This window comes from Pseudomonas paraversuta, assembly GCF_904067025.1.
GTDB lineage: Bacteria > Pseudomonadota > Gammaproteobacteria > Pseudomonadales > Pseudomonadaceae > Aquipseudomonas > Aquipseudomonas paraversuta.
In genome coordinates this window covers 2,760,871-2,780,040 of the sequence record NZ_CAJFDA010000001.1, presented here as the reverse complement: position 1 = coordinate 2,780,040, position 19,170 = coordinate 2,760,871, and the positions used below count along the sequence as shown (strand labels likewise).

Genomic DNA, 19,170 nt, shown 5'->3' with positions numbered 1-19,170 from the left:
CCGTACCTCTCAAGTCGCGACTTTTGAGGGTTTGCGTTCAGGCCGTTGGGCCGCGCATTACCAAGCAAGGAAGAAGGAAGCCCTTTTGACCATTACCCTGTGTGCTAAAAAAAATAATCTTTATGTGATTGGTTTGTCGGCTCTGGCCCTCTTGATCGGGGGGTGCCGCAGCGAGACTCCGGGGCTTGAAAAAACCTCCGGATTGCCGCCCGCCCCCGAGATTGCCTCTGGTTATCGCAACGATATGGTTCCTGTGCATGCGGCGCGTCATATGGCTGCGGCAGCGAACCCGCTGGCAACCGCGGCGGGTCAGCAGATGCTGCGCAAAGGCGGGTCAGCGATCGACGCGGCCATTGCCATGCAGGCGGTACTGACCCTGGTTGAACCCCAGGCCAGCGGCATCGGCGGCGGTGCTTTCATCATGTATTGGGACGGACACAAAGTGCAAGCCTTCGATGGCCGGGAAACGGCACCGGCCGGCGCCGACGGGCGCATGTTCCTCAATCCGGCCGGCCAGCCGATGGCCTTTGCCGACGCCCAGATCGGTGGGCTGTCGGTGGGCGTGCCTGGAGTGCTGAGGGCGCTGGAAATGGCCCATGCCCAACATGGCAAATTGCCCTGGAATGAGCTGTTCCAGCCTGCGATCCAACTGGCCAGAGACGGTTTTCCGGTGTCTCCCCGTTTGCACGCGCAAATCGCCTCTGACAAGTTCATCGCCCGGTCGCCGGCACTGGCCAAATACCTGCTCACGGCCCAGGGTCAGCCCTTGCCGGTGGGCACGTTGCTGAAGAATCCGGAACTGGCACTAACCCTCCAGGCCATTGCCGATCGGGGCGTGGATGCGTTCTATCAGGGCGCCGTTGCACAAGGGATGGTTGATCAGGTCAACGCCCATCCCAACCCGGGTTCGTTGTCGTTAGCCGATATCAGTGGTTACCGGGCCAAAGAGCGTCACCCGGTATGTGGTGATTACAAACAGTGGCGTGTGTGCGGCATGCCGCCGCCTTCTTCCGGTGGCGTTGCCGTGTTGCAGACACTGGGCATTCTTGATGCCTTGCAACGCAAATCTGCCGCCCTGGACCTGGCCGCCATGCCTCCTGTTGGTCTGCAGCCAACGGCCACTGCAGTGCACCTGATGGCAGAGGCCGAGCGTCTGGCCTATGCCGACCGTGCGCAGTACCTGGCGGACAGCGACTTCGTTCCGGTGAACGTTAAAGGCCTGACCGACAGAGCCTATCTGGAGGCCAGGGCGACCCTGATCGGTGACAAGAGCATGGGCCGTGCGCAAGCCGGTACACCACCGGGAATCAATCTCGTGCTGGCGCCTGATCGCTCGCCGCTGCGCATTTCGACTTCGCAAATAGCGGCTGTCGACGATCAGGGGGGCGCCATTTCGATGACCACCTCGGTTGAATCGGCGTTTGGTTCACATGTCATGAGCAACGGCTTCATTCTCAACAACCAGCTCACTGACTTTTCCTTTGTTGCGGATGAAAACGGCAAACCGGTTGCCAACCGTATCGAACCGGGCAAGCGACCACGTTCTTCGATGGCGCCGACCCTGGTGTTTGATCGCAACACCGGCGCCCTGGTTGCCACCATTGGTTCCCCTGGCGGTTCGCAGATCATCGAATACGTGAACAAGGCGGTGGTGGGGCTTGTGGACTGGAAGCTCAACCCGCAGGACGCCATCGGGCTGCCCAACTTTGGCAGTCGCAATGTGGTCACCGAGGTCGAGGCCGGACGAGTCAGCCCGGCACTGATGCAGCAGTTGAAAGATCGCGGGCATGAGGTGTCCGCCATCGAAATGACCAGCGGGACCCAGATCATCGTTCGTGATCAGAACGGCTGGGCCGCCGGTGCCGATCCCCGCCGCGAAGGTACAGCATTGGGCGATTGAGGCTGGTGACTGACACACCGCCATCGCCGGCATACCACCCACTCCACTGTAGGAGCGAGCTTGCCTCGCGATGGCGCAGTGTCATTGCCGGATGTATTGACTGACCCACCGCCATCGCTGGCAAGCCAGCTCCCACAGGGTGATAGCGGCATTTGTGGGAGCCGGTTTATCTGCATCGCACCCACCCCACCGTAGGAGCGAGCTTGCCTCGCGATGGCGTAATGTCATTGCCGGATGTATTGACTGACCCACCGCCATCGCTGGCAAGCCAGCTCCCACAGAGGAGGGGTGATAGCAGCATTTGTAGGAGCGAGCTTGCCTCGCGATGACGCAATGTCATTGCCGGGTGTATTGACTGACCCACCGCCATCGCTGGCAAGCCAGCTCCCACAGAGGAGGGGCGATAGCAGCATTTGTAGGAGCGAGCTTGCCTCGCGATGGCGTAATGTCAGCGCCGGATGTATTGACTGACCCACCGCCATCGCTGGCAAGTCAGCTCCCACAGAGGAGGGGCGATAGCAGCATTTGTAGGAGCGAGCTTGCCTCGCGATGACGCAATGTCAGCGCCGGATGTATTGACTGACCCACTGCCATCGCTGGCAAGCCAGCTCCCACAGAGGAGGGGTGATAGCAGCATATGTAGGAGCGAGCTTGCCTCGCGATGGCGCAATGTCAGCGCCGGATGTATTGACTGACCTACCGATCGCTGGCAAGCCAGCTCCCACAGAGGAGGGGCGATAGCAGCATTTGTAGGAGCGAGCTTGCTCGCGATGGCGCAATGTCATTGCCGGGTGTATTGGCTGACCCACCGCCACCGCCACCGCCACCGCCACCGCCACCGCCACCGCCACCGCTGGCAAGCCAGCTCCCACAGGGTGATAGCGGCATTTGTGGGAGCCGGTTTATCTGCATCCCACCCACCCCACCGTAGGAGCGAGCTTGCTCGCGATGGCGCAATGTCATTGCCGGATGTATTGACTGACCCACCGCCATCGCTGGCAAGCCAGCTCCCACAGGTTGGTAGCGGCATTTGTGGGAGCCGGTTTATCTGCATCCCACCCACCCCACTGTAGGAGCGAGCTTGCCTCGCGATGGCGCAATGTCATTGCCGGATGTATTGACTGACTCACCGCCATCGCTGGCAAGCCAGCTCCCACAGGTTGGTCGCGGCATGCGGCACCATGGCCACCCGCACAAAGCCACGACTGCCTCGTAAACCCGGGGTCATTGAACTGTGGGGGAATTGGGTAATTTGCCAGGCTTCCAGGTCTGCATCGGAGTGCGATCTGCCGGACGACATTCAGATTACACTCCGATGCGACCTCCCGTGAGGGATCGGGCAGTTAGCGACAGGCTGTCGTTGGCGCTGGTTGTTCTATGGCAACCTTCATATCTGATTGAAGCTTGATTGCAATGATCTGCACTGTTTTTTACAGGTTTATTTGCATGCAGGGATGGCGTAGTTAACGGAGTAGGCATAACGATGATTGTGGTTGTTGAAGGTATCAGTGCCAGCGGGAAAACCACCTGGTGCGCCCAGCATGGAGGGCAGCATGTCATCCCTGAAAACGGCCGTTTTGACAACGAGCCGGACCGGATAAAAGATCCAGCCGGTGCAGCGGCTTTTTGGGCAGAGCGAAACGTGGATCGCTGGCAAACGGCGCTGGCCATGGAGGCCGCTTCTTCATGGGCGGTGTGTGACAGTGACCCCCTCAAGCTCCACTACATTTGGACTCTTTGGCAGATCGGCGAGGCGAGCGAACACGACTGGCGAATAGAGCTGGAGGCCACAAGAGAAACGATCGCCCAAGGACGTATCGGCTTTGCTGACTGTTACATTGTCGGCCACATAGATCCTTGGCTCGCACGCGAGCGAGCCAGATCCGACGCCTCCCGCCGCCGGAGCAAGTTCGAGCTGCACCTGCGCCTCCAGCAAGCTCTGCTTGGCTGGTACTCAGCTATGGATGAAGTGCTCCCCGGCAGAGTGCGATTCGGGTTTCCTGCACAAATGCCCACCGTGAAAAGCCTTGATGGAAGATATGCGGTGGCGGCCTTTGATCAAATGATCGCACTGCTCCCGCGATCCGGTTTGTTGTTCCAGGCACCCATCAGCAGCACATCATGTTCAGCGCAGTAGCCGCAGAGTTGTGGTTGCCCATGCACCGGGCAATATCAGTGCGAAAAGATTCAGGCGATGGGGCGACTGACTCATTAGGCATGCTTGCTTGCCGGATCACCTTTTGTAGGCGAGTCGCAGAAAGATAGCCCAGGTTTTGAGCTGTAACCCATGCACGCAGGCTTCGGGCCGACTGCAGCCAGTCACGATGGGTTGCAATCGTTCAGATGCTGGCGAGTAGGCTAAGGTTCACACGCGCGATAACTCATTATCAGCTGCCGCCCGAGCGCTACATCGGAGCTCGGGAGGTGGTCAGGCATCACGAAGAGCTGGACTCCAAGGGTACGCAAGACACTAACGTACTCACAGGAAACTAACTTTACCGTGGAGGCTGCCTTGGCTTTCACAGTGGTCTAGGAGAAATCGAATGTCTGTCAAATACAAACGTCTGGACAAAGATCAAGCTGCCGTATTGTTAGTCGATCATCAAACAGGCCTGCTGTCTCTGGTGCGTGATATTGACCCCGACAAGTTCAAAAACAACGTATTGGCATTGGCCGATCTTGCCAAGTACTTCAACCTTCCTACGATTCTGACAACCAGTTTCGAAGACGGACCCAATGGCCCGTTAGTCCCTGAGTTAAAGGCAATTTTCCCTGATGCGCCTTACATCGCCCGTCCAGGGCAGATAAATGCCTGGGATAACGAAGACTTTGTAAAAGCAATCAAGGCTACAGGTAAAAAACAGCTGATTATTGCTGGGGTTGTTACCGAAGTGTGCGTCGCGTTCCCGGCACTTTCTGCGCTGGAGGCAGGCTTTGACGTGTTTGTGGTCACAGATGCTTCCGGAACATTCAACGAAATCACCCGGCACTCGGCATGGGATCGTATGTCCAGCTCTGGTGCCCAATTGATGACCTGGTTCGGTCTGGCTTGTGAACTACACCGAGACTGGCGCAATGATGTGGAAGGACTGGGGGCGTTGTTTTCAAACCACATTCCTGACTACAGAAACCTGATCACTAGCTATACCAAGCTCACCACAGCCAAGTAAATCAATCGTCAGTGGGTTCCAATGGGCCCACTGACGCCAGTTACTCAGAATCGCCAAGCCAACCGCCCCGAAGCAGACAGTTACGCAACACGATTAACCAGGCAAAGGTATGGCCAAAGATAACCAGGTGTTCCAGCCCTCCGGACGGTTCTTTGCATCAAACTCGTAGTAGCCTTTGAGGTTGACGTACCAGAGGTCTTTGCCAACCTTGAAGAAATGCCCGGCCTGAGGCCCTACGGCGCTGACTTTTGATTTGAAGTCGCCCAGGGTGGCACCGCTGCCGCTATCCCCTGTGATCTGATTGAAGAAGTAGCCAACCACGCCCAACTGAGTCTGGCTTGTGATGAAGTGCGAAGCACTCCAATCCAGGTGGGCGTCGATGCCATTTTTATAATGGGTGTCCGGGTTCTTCCAGTTGTAGGTCATGCCCGCCACAACGGAAAACTCGTTGGTTTTGTCGAAGTAGGTGTAACCACCGCCGGCGTCCAGCGCGGCATGGCCGAGCCCGATGTTCACCAGGCGGTCAGGGTCATAGGCACCGACCGGCAGGTTACCCATGCTGTACGCCATGAGATTGTGCACGCCGTGGTTCCACTTCAGGGTACCCAACAAGTAAACGTCGCTTGCACCCTTTAAACTGTCGTCCGTGCCACCGGAAAAACTTTTGCCACGGGGGCCGCTCAATGTTGCATCAACGCTGGCTTCGGACCTTCCAACGGCGGCTACCATCGAGATCGCCGCCTGAGCCCCGAGCAACGGCTCGGCGAATGTGTAGGTGGGACTGGCAAATAACAAATCAGCTTTCGCATCCAGCCCAAGTGTGGTTCGGCCGCCCCTTGGAAATGGCTTGCTGCCGCCATCGCTGGAGTTAACGTGGTAATAGACCAGTGGCAGGCTCCAGCCCGGGGCAGTGGGCGCCGCCGCAAGTGTGCCGAATTGGCCCGGTAGCCAGAAACTGATGCCACCGTCATCAGCGTGGGCGGTGCAAGCAGTAAGTAGGGCAATAAAGCCAATCAGTCTGTTTGTTGTCATCAGGGGGCTCTTTAAGGCGAACGATGATGATTCTTACGAGTAGAGCAATCGAGTCAGAAACGCACTGAGAAGTAGCGTAGGCCAATTTGCGTTTTTCGCCGCTGGCTTGCGTGAAGGGCCGCAACTGGCCGACCTCTTAGATTGAGCGCTGGTTGACCCTGGCCATCAACTGTTCGGCCGATTCCTTACGCTCTGAATAGCGATCCACCAGAAACTCCTGTCGGTCGCGAAGCAGCACGGTAAATTTCACCAGCTCTTCCATCACGTCGACAACGCGGTCATAAAAAGGCGAAGGTTTCATCCGCCCCTCTTCGTCGAACTCCATGTAGGCCTTAGGTACCGAGGACTGATTGGGGATAGTGAACATACGCATCCAGCGCCCCAATACGCGCAGTTGATTGACCACGTTGAACGACTGCGAACCTCCACATACTTGCATCACCGCCAGGGTTTTGCCCTGGGTGGGGCGAACTGCGCCGAGCTCCAGCGGAACCCAGTCGATCTGCGCCTTGAACACCGCCGACATCGCGCCGTGGCGTTCCGGAGAACACCAAACCTGGCCTTCCGACCACAACACCAGATCACGCAATTCCTGCACCTTGGGATGATCCACCGGGGCGTCATCAGGCAACGGCAACCCCGATGGGTTGAAGATGCGTGTTTCAGCGCCAAAGTGCTCAAGCAAGCGCGCGGCTTCCTCCACGAGCAAGCGGCTGAAGGAGCGTTCGCGGGTCGACCCGTAGAGCAACAAGATGCGTGGTTTGTGCGATGCCGGCGTAGAAGCCCGAGAGCCGTCGAACAGAGTCAGGTCCAGATTGGGTAGATGTTCAGACATACATTTTCCTTAAAGCACGCCGATCCGATCGAGCTCGGTTTTGAGCTCGTCGCGGCTGAGGCGGTTGAGGGGCAGTTCGAGAAAGGCTTTGCAGCGTCGTTCGATATGCGCCAGCGTGGCGCGGAAGGCAGCATCAATCGCAAATTCATCACCCGTCACTTCGGACGGATCCTCCAGACCCCAATGGGACTTCAGTGCCGGGCCGAAATACACCGGGCAGCTTTCGCCTGCGGCTTTGTCGCAGACGCTGATCACGATATCCGGCGGGTGGCCTTCGAAGGCGTCGTTGCCTTTGCTGTACAAACCGTCGATCGAGATGCCGGCCTGCTGCAAGGTAGACAGGCTGCGTGGCAGCACTTGGCCCTTGGGCAAACTCCCGGAGCTCACTGCCTCGAAACCCTGCGGTGCCAGGTGATTGAACAGGGCTTCTGAAAGGATGCTGCGGCAACTGTTGGCCGTGCACATGAACAGGATTCGCATGGGTTTATCCTTCCGCTTCAGGCGGACGTCAGAGGCTGAGGCGCCGAGCCAGGGCACAAAGGCTGATCAACTAAACCGGGAAGGTCAGCAGAGCACCGCCCTTGAAGTCATTACTTCAAAGCTCGAAACATATGGATAAACGAATATATGCATTTCCATATATGATGGCAATACATGAATGTATGCGCCTGCGCATCTCCAGCGCTTGAGCGTCCATTTTGGTCGAACCCACACCTTCAGGAATGGCTGCTGTTGAGCAGGTATTAACGCATCAACGTTGGCCAGGATGGCGCGGCCTATCGGCAGGCGCTGTACGCCCGGGCGCACAACGTGTTGGCGTGAAGATCGATGCGGCGAAGTGGGGCGGGGTGCAGTTGATCATCCTGGCCCTGATGGCTGGCAGCGCGTGGGCCGCATGGGCATGGCAGGCCAACGCTTATGAACGGCGACTGGCCGCCAAGGACGCCGCCCTCCAAACAGAGCGCACAAATCTGGCCAACGCCGCGTTAGTGCCGGGCGAGCAGGGCAAGCGCTTTGCCCTTGAGCAGTGGCTGGCAGCCCGTAACCAAGCACGTTACGCAATGAGCTTGCAAGGTGTCTAGAGAATACGGGGCGGTTCAGCGTCCGGATGACAACACCTGCCCAAGCAGGATGTTGTCATTCTCAGAAGTGCGTAGCTTACATGCTCCACTTCATGGTCACGGCCACGTTACGCGGGTCGCCGAAGATGTTTGCGCCCGCCGGGTTACTGATGCTCTGGTAGTAATGCTTGTCGAACACGTTGTTCAGGTTGGCTTGCACCTTGAGTTTTTTGTTCACGTTGTAGCCGGTCATCAGGTCGACGATGCTGTAGCCGCCCTGAGATACGCCGTAGGTTGTGTATGTGCTGCTCTGGCTGCGGAATGAACCGCCGATCGACCATTTTTCGAGATCGCCCGGCAATTGATAGGTGGTGGACAGCTTGAGCAGGTTGTATGGCGTGTCGCTGTCGAAGCGACCGCTGCCGCCCTTGACGTTCTTGGCGCCGGCATAGGTGTAGCCCGCCGAGGCCTGCCAGCCAAGGGCAAGCATGCCTTGCAGCTCAAGGTCAACGCCTTTGGTTTCCACTTCGCCGGAGGCCACGGAGCAGGAAGCAACACCCTCGGCACAGGCATCAAGCCCTTGGGCGAGGTTCTCCTGGTTCAGTTGGAAGTAGGCCAGGCTGGCGTTCAACGCACCGTCAAAGTACTCGCCCTTGATCCCGATTTCGCGGTTGGTGCCGGTGACCGGCGGCAGCAGGCTGCCCTGGAAGTCCACGTTCGCTTGCGGCTGGAAGATTCTGGTCCAGCTGGTGTACACCGAGTAGGTATCGTTGATGTCGTAGATCAAGCCGGCGTAGGGGGTGTATTCCCGCGTCGCCTTGTAGTCGGCGCCGAATGTGTAATCGCCGGAAATAGTGTTCTGTTCGTATTCGTACCAGTCCAGGCGTGAACCGAGGATCAGTTTTAGGTCGTCGCGCAGATGGAAGCGTACGGTGGCGTAAGTGCTGTATTGATCGACCTTGCCCTTGCGTGACCAGTTGTAGTTGATAGCCGGTTTCTCTACGCCGTGATAGTCGAAGTTTGATGGATCGAGCACGATATTCGGGTCGTTGAGGAAACCACCGCCGGGGCCATCGTCGGTTTTATCATTTCGATAACTGCCACCGAGCACCAATTCGTGGGTCGCACCAAGCAGGGTGAAGGGGCCGGAAACGTAGCCGTCGACGCTTTTTTGCGTGTGCTGGTAGGTGTAGCGGCCCACGTTCAGGTTCAACTGATCTGCACTGGGATCCAGTCGATAGAAACTGGTGCCCAGCATGTCCAGGTCGCCTCGCAGCCACGTGGTATTGAGGCGCAGTTTCCAGTCGTTGTCGAAGCGGTGCTCAATTTCGGCAAATGCGCTGGTGTTTTTCTTGTTCCAGTAGGTCCAGTTCGGGCTCATGCGCGTCGAACGGGATATTGGCAGGAACGTGCCATCGGCACGGGTCGGAATGCCTGACCAGTCGGCCCCCGGGTTGTCCTCACGGTTGTAATACGCTCCGAGGGTCAGGGTAGTGGCTTCACTCAGGTCAAACTCGGTGATGCCGTACAACAACTGGCGCTTGCTGTTGTAGCCATCGGTAAAGCTGTCTTTGTCCTGGAAGGCACCGACTACGCGGCCCCTGATCGAACCGCTGGAATTGAGGGCACTGCTGGCATCGATTTCGGTGCGATAGTTGTCCCATGAACCGGCACCCAGGGTGACAGAAACTTGCGGCTCGACAGTGGGCCGTTTGCGGATCAGGTTAAGGGTGCCGGACGGGTTGCCGGCACCGAGCATCAGGCCCGACGCACCGCGCACAACTTCAACCCGGTCGAACATCGCCAGGGTCGAGGTGCCAAGGGTGTCGCTGTCATACGCGACTGGCAGTCCGTCGATCATAATGTTGTCGATGGCAGAACCGCGGGAATAGAACTCAGGGCGCTCACCACCGGTTTTGCGCATGGTCAGGCCTGGGGTGTATGTCGAAATGTCCTCCAGAGACTGCATGTTCTGGTCATCCATGCGTTGGCGAGTGATTACCGTGACCGATTGCGGCGTCTCGCGCATGGAGGCCGCCAGTTTGGTCGCGGTACTCATGGAGCTGGTAGTGTAGGAACCGGTGTTTTCGCTGATTGAGCCCAGGGCCTGGCCGGAGATGGTTGTAGCGCCCAATTGCAGCTCATCACTCTTGGGCACGGGCACCAGCACATAAGCACCATTAGCCTGGCGTTGAGCCTGCAAGCCACTGCCCGCGAGCAAGCGTGCCAGGCCTTCGTCGGTGCTATAAGTGCCGCTCAATCCCGGTGTGGTCATGCCGTGGGTCTGCTCGGCGTTGAACGACAGCGTGACATTGGCCGCTGTCGCGAACAGGCTCAACGCCGCGCCGAGCGAGCCCGCATTGATTTGGTAAGTGTGGGTCTGGTTTTGCGCCAGCGCATGGGTTGGCGCCAGGCTCAAGGCCGAAAATACACCAAGCGCCACAGCCAGGTGAACGGCATGCGCAAGCGGCCGGGCGGCGTTGAGGGTGAATCGTGACATACAGGTTTCCTTCCGTTGGCAGGGCAGGCAAGCAGTCGTAAACGCTGCTTTCTGTACATGGCCGAACGAAAATAGGAATCGGCAACCCGGGATGGGAATAATTCGCAAAAAACTTCAGGCCGCTTCGACACTGGCCCAGTAACGCGTCACGAAACGTACGCTGACCGGCAGGGATTGGCTGAGGTTTTCCAGAATGGTATCGGTGTCGTCGATACGGAATGCACCACTCAACCGCAGGCTGGCAACGGACGGGGCACAGCGCAGCACGCCGCGACGGTAACGGCTGAGCTCGGCGATAAAATCCCCCAGGCGCCACTCGATGACAGTCAACATGCCTTGGCTCCAGGCACCGACACCTGCCGGGGAGGGGGTCACGGCGCTGATCTGGTCGCGGTCGAAGTGGGCCTGCTGGCCGGCATTCAGGCGCTGAACCCGTGAAGGATGATTCAGAGGGCGTAGCTCTACCGCCTTATCCAGCACGCACACATCGGTGAACGTCGGCCCGCAACGCACGACAAAACGCGTGCCCAGGGCACGCACCGAGCCTTGGGGGGCTTCGACGATAAACGGGCGACTATCGCTGGCTGTGTCTACCAGGATTTCGCCGCGGTGCAGGCGGATCAGACGCAAGTCGGCGCTGAAGGCAATGTCTACGGCGCTGTCGGTATTGAGGTCCAGTTGGCTACCGTCGTCCAGACGCATGTGCCGACGCTGGCCGGTGGCGGTGCGTTGATCGGCAAGCATCGCCAGGTAGGGCAGATGCTCGGTGGCCAGCCAGCCACTGCCGCCCACGGCGAGCAACAGTCCAAGGGTCTTGAGCACAGCGCGGCGGCGGGCCTTTACCCCGGCCAGCGTCGGCAGTGACACGTCTGCGGGCAACCGAGCCCATTGGCTTTGCAGTTTTTCTACGCGTGCCCACGCTCGCGCGTGCTGTGGGTTGGCGGCCAGCCAGTGGCGCCAGGCCTGTTGATCAGCCTCTGTGGGCGGCATGCTGTTAAGGCGCACATACCAGGTGGCTGCGGCTTCGAGGGTGAGCAGATCCAGGGGCGCAGCCATCAGTCCTCCGTAAGCAGCAGGCAATGGGTCATTGCGCGGATCACGTGTTTCTTGACGGTGGTCACCGAAACGCCCAGGCGTTCGCCAGTGGCCACATAACTCAGGCCTTCCAATTGCACGGCGAGGAATATCTGCCGCGTACGCTCGCCCAGGCCATCAAGCATGGTGTCGATGGCTACCAAGGTTTCGAGAATCATCAGGCGTGTTTCAGGTGAGATATCCAGCGGTTCCGAGCGCAGGGCCAGGACTTCGAGGTAAGCCTGCTCCAAGGCGCGGCGACGGAATTTGTCGATCATCAGTGCCCGGGCGATAGCGCTCAGGTAGGTGCGCGGTTCGCGAATCTGTTCGACGTCGCGGGAGGTCAGCAGACGCACAAAGGTATCCTGGGCCAGGTCTGCTGCATCGGCGGCGTTGCCCATGCGGGCGCGCAACCAGCTTTTGAGCCAGCCGTTATGTTCGCTGTACATTAGATGCAGGGCATAATAATCGGGAGCAGGCATGAGAGGACAAACCAATAGCAACAATTGATAATGATTTGCATTATCCTTGTTGCTCCAGATTTGCGCAATGTCGGTGCTAATGGAACGCCAACCAGGCTCCAGACCACGGCTTTAAAAGGCTTCCAGCTCGGATTGCAAATCCGTTGTAGTGGACATGAGTTATTTCGGGTTTGTGTTCATTCGGCAGGACGCTAGGGGAGGGGTAAAAAAGGAATTGCGCAGCGGTTTGAATTTTTGCGGTGCAAAAACAAAGGGCCTGCACGAAGAATCTCATGCAAGCCCTTGATTTGTTTGGTGCCCGAAGCCGGAATCGAACCGGCACGTCCTTTCGAACGGGGGATTTTAAGTCCCATGCGTCTACCAATTTCGCCATTCGGGCGGTAGCGCTATAAAGCGGGTCAGGAAGGAAGGTGCTTCGAGATCAAAGTACTCAAGAGCCTGCGTGACAGGTGGACGAATATATAGAGCCTGCACCGATGAGGCAAGTTGGTTAGTGCTGATTGAGTGAGTTTTTTTTGCTCCTTGGCTTAATAAAACCGTCGAAAAATCATAGGGCTAGGTAACCAGTGGGGGTTTGAGGGGGGATATGGCTCGTCCATTGCCAGAAAGCCGTGGGTACCAAGGGGTAATGCCAAGTGCTGCCGCTGGCTGCTGCTGATTCAGGTCGCTTTGCCTGCGCGCTGGTCTAGGCTGCTTGCACGACTGAAACAGAAGTGGATGTGATGAATACAAGTGTGATTTATGCCTTGGCGGCGGCGGCGCTGTTCGGGGCCAGTACCCCGCTGGCCAAGTTGCTGGGCACAGAAATCCCGCCAGTGCTGTTGGCCGGGCTGTTGTATCTGGGCAGCGGCACGGGCCTGGTGTTGCTGCGTTTGCTTCGCGATCGGGGCTGGAAAAGGTCCGGGCTGAGTGTCAGCGAGTGGCCGTGGCTGGTCGGGGCGGTTGTGTTCGGCGGGATTCTTGGCCCGGTCGCACTGATGGTGGGGCTGACTCTGACCAGTGCCGCCACGGCGTCATTGATGCTCAATCTGGAACCCGTGCTGACCGCCGTGCTGGCGTGGGTGGTGTTCAAGGAAAATGCAGACCGCAGGATTGTCGTGGGGATGCTGGCAATTATTGCCGGGGGCATTGTTTTGTCGTGGCCGTCCGGCCAGGCAGCGGGTGTCGCGCAATCCTGGCTTGGGCCCTTGGCCGTGGCGTTTGCCTGTTTGTGCTGGGCGGTGGACAACAATCTGACGCGCAAGGTATCGGCTTGCGATGCGCTCTTTATTGCCGGGGTAAAAGGGTTGTTTGCCGGGCTGGTCAACTGCGCGATCGGATTGACCCTGGGGGCCAAAATCCCGCCTCTGGTGGCGCTGACGCCCACTTTATTGATCGGCTTTCTGGGCTACGGCGTGAGCCTGGTGCTGTTTGTGCTGGCCTTGCGCGGACTGGGCGCGGCGCGCACGGGGGCGTACTTCTCGACCGCGCCTTTTCTGGGCGCTGCGATTGCAATTGTGCTGCTGGGGGAATCAGTCTCGCTGCTGTTCTGGCTGGCCGCCGCGTTTATGCTGTTCGGGGTCTGGCTGCACCTCACCGAGCGGCACGAGCATATGCATCAACACCAGCCGCTGCAGCACACCCATCGCCATACCCACGATGAGCACCATCAGCATGAGCATGCCGAGGATGTACCGCCGGGTGCCGCCCACAGCCATGGGCATGTGCATTCTCCAGTTCGGCATAGCCATCCGCACTTTCCGGATATTCACCACAGGCACCGGCACTGACTGGCTGCGTGTTAGATTGCGCCGGCTGGATGCAGCAATACTCTCTTCCAATGGAGCTACAGAGTGCACATGTTTGAACACATCGATTTCAACTACTTGCTGGCGACCTATGGTTACCTGGCCATCTTTATCGGCTGTTTGCTGGAAGGTGAAACCATCCTGATTCTGGGGGGCATGGCAGCCCATCAACATGTGCTCAAGCTGTTGCCGGTCATTATGTATGCGAGTCTGGCCGGGATGCTGGGTGACCAGTTGCTGTTCTGGACCGGTCGCTACTTCGGTGCCCGGCTGTTGCCCAAACTGCACAAGCATCAAGCCGCCATCGAGCGGGTGACGCAGTTGATCAACAAGTACCCTACGGCGTCGATTTTCTCCGTGCGCTTTCTGTATGGCATGCGTCTGGTGGGGCCGATGGTCATTGGTGCAAGCCAGGTTTCACCGGTCAAGTTTACCTGCATCAACCTGGTGGGCGCGGCGGTATGGGCGACGCTGTTCGCCAGCGGCGGGTACTGGGCCGGAGAGTTTCTCGAGGGCTTGCTGGGGGATCTCAAACCCTATCGTTTGCCGATTGCCCTGGGCGTTATCGTATTGATGGTGGTGGTAGCCCTGGTGCGTCACTTTAGGGCGAAAAACCGGTCGCCGGCCAAATCGCTTTGAGCCTTGGGGCGCCAGGTTTCTGGTTGCCGGGCATGGCTTGTGATGAGCATTTCGCCATGGGCGACAGATCCGGATGCTGTTGCAAAAAACAGGCTTGAAAGGCAAAGTCCGGGTACCCGGTTGCGTGATCAAGCCCGTGGCCTACGCTTTGAATGACAAGCTCAACGCCACGGGTTTCAAGGTATTGGCAGCACACCCACGAACCCGGTCCGCTAATAAAAGGAGTTCTGGATGTTTATCCGTTTATTGATCCTTACCGGCCTGCTGGTGACTGGCATGGCGCAGGCTGTTGAAGTTCCAAGCCCCCTTGAACAGGATCGCGGCAAATTTCGCCCATTGATCATCGTCGCTCGTACAGAAGTCGATCCAACCCTGACCACACTCAAGCAAGCGCTGGCCGATCCGGCCAATCAGAAGGGCTTCGAAGAGCGCAACATGGTGCTCTATACGATTGTTGGCATTACCGGCAAACGTGATGGCAAAGACCTTGAACCCCAGAGCACGATGTCGCTGATTCGCGGACTCAAGCCGGGGATGATTATCGACAAGGCCAAAGTGATTCTGATTGGCAAGGATGGCGAAAAGAAGCTCGAAACCGAGGGTGATGCAAACCTCGCTGAGTTGTTCAAAACCGTAGACGCCTTGCCCGCTGCCGAAAACCAGATTCAGGCCCAGGCCGAGGTGGTGACGCCGGATAAAACAGCGCCGGCCGGCAAGCCGGGCAAGGCTGCAAAACCGGTCAAGGCTCCTGCACAGCTGGATGATTGAGGCCTGTTAAATCAGGGCCAAAAAAAGGCCCGCTGAGGGGAGCGGGCCAAATGGGATTCACAAAAGGAGTGGATCCAATCTAGGCCAGTCGATGTGAAAGTGGCGTGAAAAGCATGTAGGCAAAACGCAATTAATTCTCAATTTATGACGATTTCAGATCCGGCCTGCACGGCCCTGATGATGGCCCGGGCTCAGCCCCCGGCCTGTTCGTTCATGACTCCTCAGCGCCCGCATCATTAAGCCATTCCTGGCTCAGGGTGGGCGTGTCCCCCAAATATTCCAGCAACCAGTTCATCGCCGGAGAATGATTGTTCTGTACCCAGGCTAAGCATGAGGGGCTGGCCGGGAAAGGGCGTTGCAGATGCAGTGCCTGCAATCGGCCTTGCTCGATCAGGGGCTGGGCCAGGTGGGCAGGCACCATGCCCACGCACAGTCCATCGCTAAGGCAGGCCAGCCCCGTAGTCCAGTCGGGCACCATCATCCGGCGCTGGTTATCCAGGGTCCAGGTGTCACGTTTGGGCAGGTTGCGCGAGGTATCGTCCATGCACAGTGAAGGGTAGGGGCGCAGTTGCTCATCGCCGAGCAAGCCGTCAACCCGGGCCAGTGGATGCTGCGGGCTGACCACGCACAGCCAGTGCAGAAAGCCCATGTCGCGAAAGGCAAAACTGCCTGCCACCGGCACTGCCCTGGTGGCGCCGATGACCAGGTCGGTACGCCCATCCACCAGCGCATCCCACACTCCGTTGTATACCTCGTACTGAACAATCAGCTCCACATCGGGAAAGTGCCGATAAAAGTCGATCACCATTTGCCGGCAGCGCGGGTGTTTGATGATCGAGTCCACGCTCACCCGCAACTGGCCGCTCCAGCCATTGGCGACCTGTTGGCACAGGCGCCGGGTGCCGAGCATTTTCTTCATCACATCACGGGCTTCTTTGACAAACACCTGTCCGGCCGGGGTCAGCTCGACATCGCGATGGCGACGCACAAACAGGGGTACGGCCAGCCACTGCTCCAGTTGGCGCACTGTGTAGCTGATGGCCGAAGGCACACGGTGCAGCTCCTGGGCGGCACCGCTGAAGCTGCCGTGGCGGGCGACGGCATCGATTACGTCCAGCGAGTATTCAGACCACATAGCTTGCCTTCAAAATAATTGATGTCATTAGGCAATTATTATCGCTTCACAAGCAAATGTGCAGCTGGATAATGCACGCCAGTCAACAAATTGTTTGATGGCAAGTTTTGGAAGCCCATGAAAAACTCTTTTGGTTTTACCTGTTACCTCGCGGGGCTCAGCATGCTGGGCTACCTGGCCATGGATATGTACTTGCCGGCCTTCGGCACGTTGCGCAGCGAGCTGGGGCTGTCTTCCGGCGCGGTTGGCGCCAGTCTCAGCATCTTTCTGGCCGGTTTTGCCTTTGGCCAATTGCTCTGGGGACCGCTGTCTGACCGCCTGGGTCGCAAGCCGGTGCTGCTGGCGGGGCTGTCGATGTTTGCCCTGGGGTGCCTGGGGATGTTGTGGGTCGATAACAGTGTGTTGCTCCTGAGCCTGCGGTTTATCCAGGCGATCGGCATCTGCGCGGCGGCTGTGACCTGGCAAGCATTGGTAATCGATCGCTTCCCGGCCGATAAAGCCAATCGGGTGTTTGCCAGCATCATGCCGTTGATGGCCTTGTCGCCTGCGCTGGCACCGCTGTTGGGGGCTGTGGTGCTGAGCCATTTGGGCTGGCAGGCGATTTTCAGTGTGTTGCTCGGTTTGGCGGTGCTGTTGATAGTGCCGACCCTGTTGCTCAAAGAAAAAGCCCGCGCCCCGGCAACAATCGTCACCTCTAAAGTGAGCTATTGGCAGCTGCTGCGCTCGCCCGGTTTCAGCGGCAACGTGATGATCTTTGCCGCCTGCTCGGCCAGTTTCTTTGCCTGGTTGACGGCTTCTCCTTTCATCCTTGGCGATATGGGCTACAGCCCCAGTGATATCGGCTTGAGCTACGCGTTTCCGACCCTGGCCTTCATGATCGGCGGTTACAGCTGCCGCAGTGCCTTGCAGCGGATCAAGGGTCACACGCTGTTGCCGTGGCTGTTGCTGGCGTATTGCATCAGCATGGTGGGCCTGTACTGCGTTGCCACAATGACCGAGCCCACCTTGACCACGTTGCTGATCCCGTTTTGTTTGATGGCATTGGTCAACGGCGCGAGCTACCCCATCGTCGTGGCCCATGCTCTGATGCCGTTTTCGGAAAACTCGGGCAAGGCCGCCGCTTTGCAAAACACCCTGCAACTGGGTCTGTGTTTTCTCGGTAGCCTGCTGGTGTCGGGTTTTATCACCGAGCCCCTGCAGATCACCGTTGAGGTGATGTTGGCCACGGCTCCCCTGGCTGTGTTGGGGTATCTGATCCAGCGCCGCAAATCACCTGCAGCGAGCTGTGTCACAGGCTGAACTTTGTAATGGACGGGTCTATCCAACAGTGTTCGAGACATTGCCCGGGCGCTGCGGATGAACAAAATAATTACGTCGCACAGTGAGTTACAGATTCAGAGCGAGCACGATGCCAAAATGTTCGGCTCGCCCAAGGACCGGCTGGATTTCTACCGGCGTGAAATCCAGTACGAGACCAGCATCCTGTCCCACCGCACCGATGCGTATCTGGCGGCCCAGTCATTTCTGGTGATCGCCTTTGCATCCTGCATGGCTAACCTCAACCCGGAGTGGGGCAAGTTTTTCACCCTCACAGTACCGCCCATGCTGGCGGTGCTCGGGATACTGATCTCACTTAATGCGTGGCCGGGGATCCGGGCGGCCTACGACATCATCGATCACTGGCACTTAAAACAGAGCGAACTGCTCAGCAGTCAGCCGGTCATGGGCATGGCCTACGATGAATCACCGTTGTTTTGCGAGATGGAGTCCACCCACAAGGGTTATAAAAAATCCTTGATGTTTTCCGTGCGCTCGCCTTGGTTGTTCGCCTGTTTCTGGCTGGTGCTGGGTGCATTTTCTCTCTACATCCAGATCGACAATCCCCTGAGCTGAAGCCTGTCGCCGGAACGGCCGGCGCAAGCGTGCAGGCTATGAAAAAGGCCGGACACCCGTGAAGGTGCCGGCCTTTTTTCAAGTCATCAATCAGGCGATATCCACCAGCACGATCTCGCTGTCTTCTATGGCCGTGACTCGCAACCGGGTCTCATCAACCACGGCCACTCCATCCCGGGCGCCGGCGCGCAAGCCGTTGACTTCAATCATCCCGGTGGCTGGCACCAGATACGCCCGGCGGCCGCTGTCCAGTGCATACTCCGCTGTTTCCCCGGCCTTCAGGTTGGCCGCCACCAGGCGTGCATCGGCGCGGATGCGCAAGCTTTGGTCATCGCCGTCCTTGCCACTGGCCAGGGTTACAAAACCTTCGCGCCGGCCTTTGGGGAAGGGTCTGGCGCCCCAGGCCGGTGCGTCACCTTGCTGATTGGGAATGATCCAGATCTGGAAGATTTTGCTCGGCGTCGACTCCATGTTGTATTCGCTGTGGGCAATCCCGGTGCCTGCGCTCATGACTTGCACATCGCCGGCTTCAGTCCGGCCTTTGTTGCCCAGGTTGTCTTCATGGCTGATGGCGCCTTCGCGGACATAGGTGATGATCTCCATGTCGCGGTGGGGGTGTTTCGGGAAACCTGTGCCGGGGGCAATCACATCGTCGTTCCACACCCGCAGGTTGCCCCAGTTCATCCGGGTCGGATCGTAGTATTCGGCGAACGAAAAGTGATGGTGAGCGTCCAGCCAGCCGTGGTTTGCGCCGCCCAGGGTGTTGAAGGGTCTGAGTTCAAGCATGATGCTTCTCCTGTTCAGGTGGCCCGTGCGCTGTGGACGGTTACCCGGTTGCTGATGGAGTGATTTTCCATCAAGAACATATCGATAAAAAGCTGAAAATATGCTTTA

At 58.2% G+C, this 19,170-nt stretch carries 18 protein-coding genes and 1 tRNA gene; 9 read left to right on the top strand and 10 right to left on the bottom strand.

Translation table 11 applies throughout. From position 1 onward, the window contains the following. Window positions 1–85: 85 nt before the first annotated feature. Window positions 86–1,900 (top strand): gamma-glutamyltransferase, encoded by a 1,815-nt coding sequence (ggt, locus tag JQ848_RS12690; protein WP_202210792.1) that lies wholly within the window; start codon window positions 86–88, stop codon window positions 1,898–1,900. A 1,126-nt stretch (window positions 1,901–3,026) separates the two neighbouring features. On the opposite strand, the gene JQ848_RS12685 is transcribed toward ggt, so the two are convergent. After that, complete coding sequence (locus tag JQ848_RS12685) at window positions 3,027–3,200, bottom strand: hypothetical protein (protein WP_202210791.1); 174 nt, start codon at window positions 3,198–3,200, stop codon at window positions 3,027–3,029. Between the two features lie 183 nt (window positions 3,201–3,383). Between JQ848_RS12685 and JQ848_RS12680 the strand changes: the two genes are divergently transcribed. Further along, window positions 3,384–4,037, top strand: a complete 654-nt coding sequence (locus tag JQ848_RS12680) for a hypothetical protein (RefSeq protein WP_202210790.1) — start codon at window positions 3,384–3,386, stop codon at window positions 4,035–4,037. A gap of 406 nt (window positions 4,038–4,443) precedes the next feature. Then, entirely contained in the window at window positions 4,444–5,070 is a 627-nt protein-coding gene (ycaC, locus tag JQ848_RS12675; protein WP_003445884.1) for an isochorismate family cysteine hydrolase YcaC, read from the top strand. 93 nt (window positions 5,071–5,163) lie between these two features. On the opposite strand, the gene JQ848_RS12670 is transcribed toward ycaC, so the two are convergent. The 3 genes from JQ848_RS12670 to JQ848_RS12660 form a co-directional block, all read right to left on the bottom strand. Continuing rightward, on the bottom strand, window positions 5,164–6,102 hold the full coding sequence (locus JQ848_RS12670; protein ID WP_202210789.1) for a SphA family protein: 939 nt from the start codon (window positions 6,100–6,102) through the stop codon (window positions 5,164–5,166). Between the two features lie 136 nt (window positions 6,103–6,238). Further along, window positions 6,239–6,937: an arsenical resistance protein ArsH gene (gene arsH / locus JQ848_RS12665; RefSeq protein WP_202210788.1), complete on the bottom strand. Its 699-nt coding sequence runs from the start codon at window positions 6,935–6,937 to the stop codon at window positions 6,239–6,241. Window positions 6,938–6,946: 9 nt separating this feature from the next. Next, window positions 6,947–7,417 (bottom strand): arsenate reductase ArsC, encoded by a 471-nt coding sequence (locus JQ848_RS12660; RefSeq protein WP_010657175.1) that lies wholly within the window; start codon window positions 7,415–7,417, stop codon window positions 6,947–6,949. Between the two features lie 338 nt (window positions 7,418–7,755). Between JQ848_RS12660 and JQ848_RS12655 the strand changes: the two genes are divergently transcribed. Then, window positions 7,756–8,019 carry a hypothetical protein gene (locus JQ848_RS12655; RefSeq protein WP_202210787.1) on the top strand — a complete coding sequence of 88 codons (264 nt, stop codon included), beginning with the start codon at window positions 7,756–7,758 and terminating at the stop codon, window positions 8,017–8,019. A 76-nt stretch (window positions 8,020–8,095) separates the two neighbouring features. On the opposite strand, the gene JQ848_RS12650 is transcribed toward JQ848_RS12655, so the two are convergent. The 4 genes from JQ848_RS12650 to JQ848_RS12635 form a co-directional block, all read right to left on the bottom strand. Then, window positions 8,096–10,498, bottom strand: coding sequence for a TonB-dependent siderophore receptor (locus JQ848_RS12650; RefSeq protein WP_202210786.1), 2,403 nt, complete (start codon window positions 10,496–10,498; stop codon window positions 8,096–8,098). A gap of 114 nt (window positions 10,499–10,612) precedes the next feature. After that, window positions 10,613–11,554, bottom strand: a complete 942-nt coding sequence (locus tag JQ848_RS12645) for a FecR domain-containing protein (protein ID WP_003445867.1) — start codon at window positions 11,552–11,554, stop codon at window positions 10,613–10,615. After that, entirely contained in the window at window positions 11,554–12,054 is a 501-nt protein-coding gene (locus JQ848_RS12640; protein WP_003445866.1) for a sigma-70 family RNA polymerase sigma factor, read from the bottom strand. The genes JQ848_RS12645 and JQ848_RS12640 overlap by 1 nt, the downstream gene beginning before the upstream one ends. 292 nt (window positions 12,055–12,346) lie before the next feature. Next, window positions 12,347–12,433 (bottom strand) — tRNA-Leu (locus JQ848_RS12635). A gap of 343 nt (window positions 12,434–12,776) precedes the next feature. Here JQ848_RS12635 and JQ848_RS12630 point away from each other — a divergent pair. The 3 genes from JQ848_RS12630 (at window position 12,777) to JQ848_RS12620 (ending at window position 15,248) form a co-directional block, all read left to right on the top strand. Further along, a complete protein-coding gene (locus JQ848_RS12630) occupies window positions 12,777–13,823 on the top strand; it encodes a DMT family transporter (protein ID WP_003445865.1) in 1,047 nt (348 codons plus the stop codon). Window positions 13,824–13,892: 69 nt separating this feature from the next. Further along, complete coding sequence (locus tag JQ848_RS12625; protein WP_003445864.1) at window positions 13,893–14,480, top strand: DedA family protein; 588 nt, start codon at window positions 13,893–13,895, stop codon at window positions 14,478–14,480. Between the two features lie 231 nt (window positions 14,481–14,711). Then, on the top strand, window positions 14,712–15,248 hold the full coding sequence (locus JQ848_RS12620) for a DUF4174 domain-containing protein (RefSeq protein WP_003445863.1): 537 nt from the start codon (window positions 14,712–14,714) through the stop codon (window positions 15,246–15,248). Window positions 15,249–15,459: 211 nt separating this feature from the next. On the opposite strand, the gene punR is transcribed toward JQ848_RS12620, so the two are convergent. After that, the gene (punR, locus tag JQ848_RS12615) at window positions 15,460–16,383 is read right to left on the bottom strand and encodes a DNA-binding transcriptional activator PunR (RefSeq protein ID WP_003445862.1); all 924 of its coding nucleotides are present in this window, start codon (window positions 16,381–16,383) and stop codon (window positions 15,460–15,462) included. Window positions 16,384–16,500: 117 nt separating this feature from the next. Between punR and punC the strand changes: the two genes are divergently transcribed. Beyond that, window positions 16,501–17,682, top strand: coding sequence for a purine nucleoside transporter PunC (punC, locus tag JQ848_RS12610; RefSeq protein ID WP_010657170.1), 1,182 nt, complete (start codon window positions 16,501–16,503; stop codon window positions 17,680–17,682). 57 nt (window positions 17,683–17,739) lie between these two features. Further along, a complete protein-coding gene (locus JQ848_RS12605; RefSeq protein ID WP_202210785.1) occupies window positions 17,740–18,276 on the top strand; it encodes a hypothetical protein in 537 nt (178 codons plus the stop codon). Window positions 18,277–18,366: 90 nt separating this feature from the next. Here the strand turns inward: JQ848_RS12605 and JQ848_RS12600 are convergent, their stop codons facing one another. Further along, window positions 18,367–19,062 carry a pirin family protein gene (locus JQ848_RS12600; protein WP_127195335.1) on the bottom strand — a complete coding sequence of 232 codons (696 nt, stop codon included), beginning with the start codon at window positions 19,060–19,062 and terminating at the stop codon, window positions 18,367–18,369. Window positions 19,063–19,170: the final 108 nt, after the last annotated feature.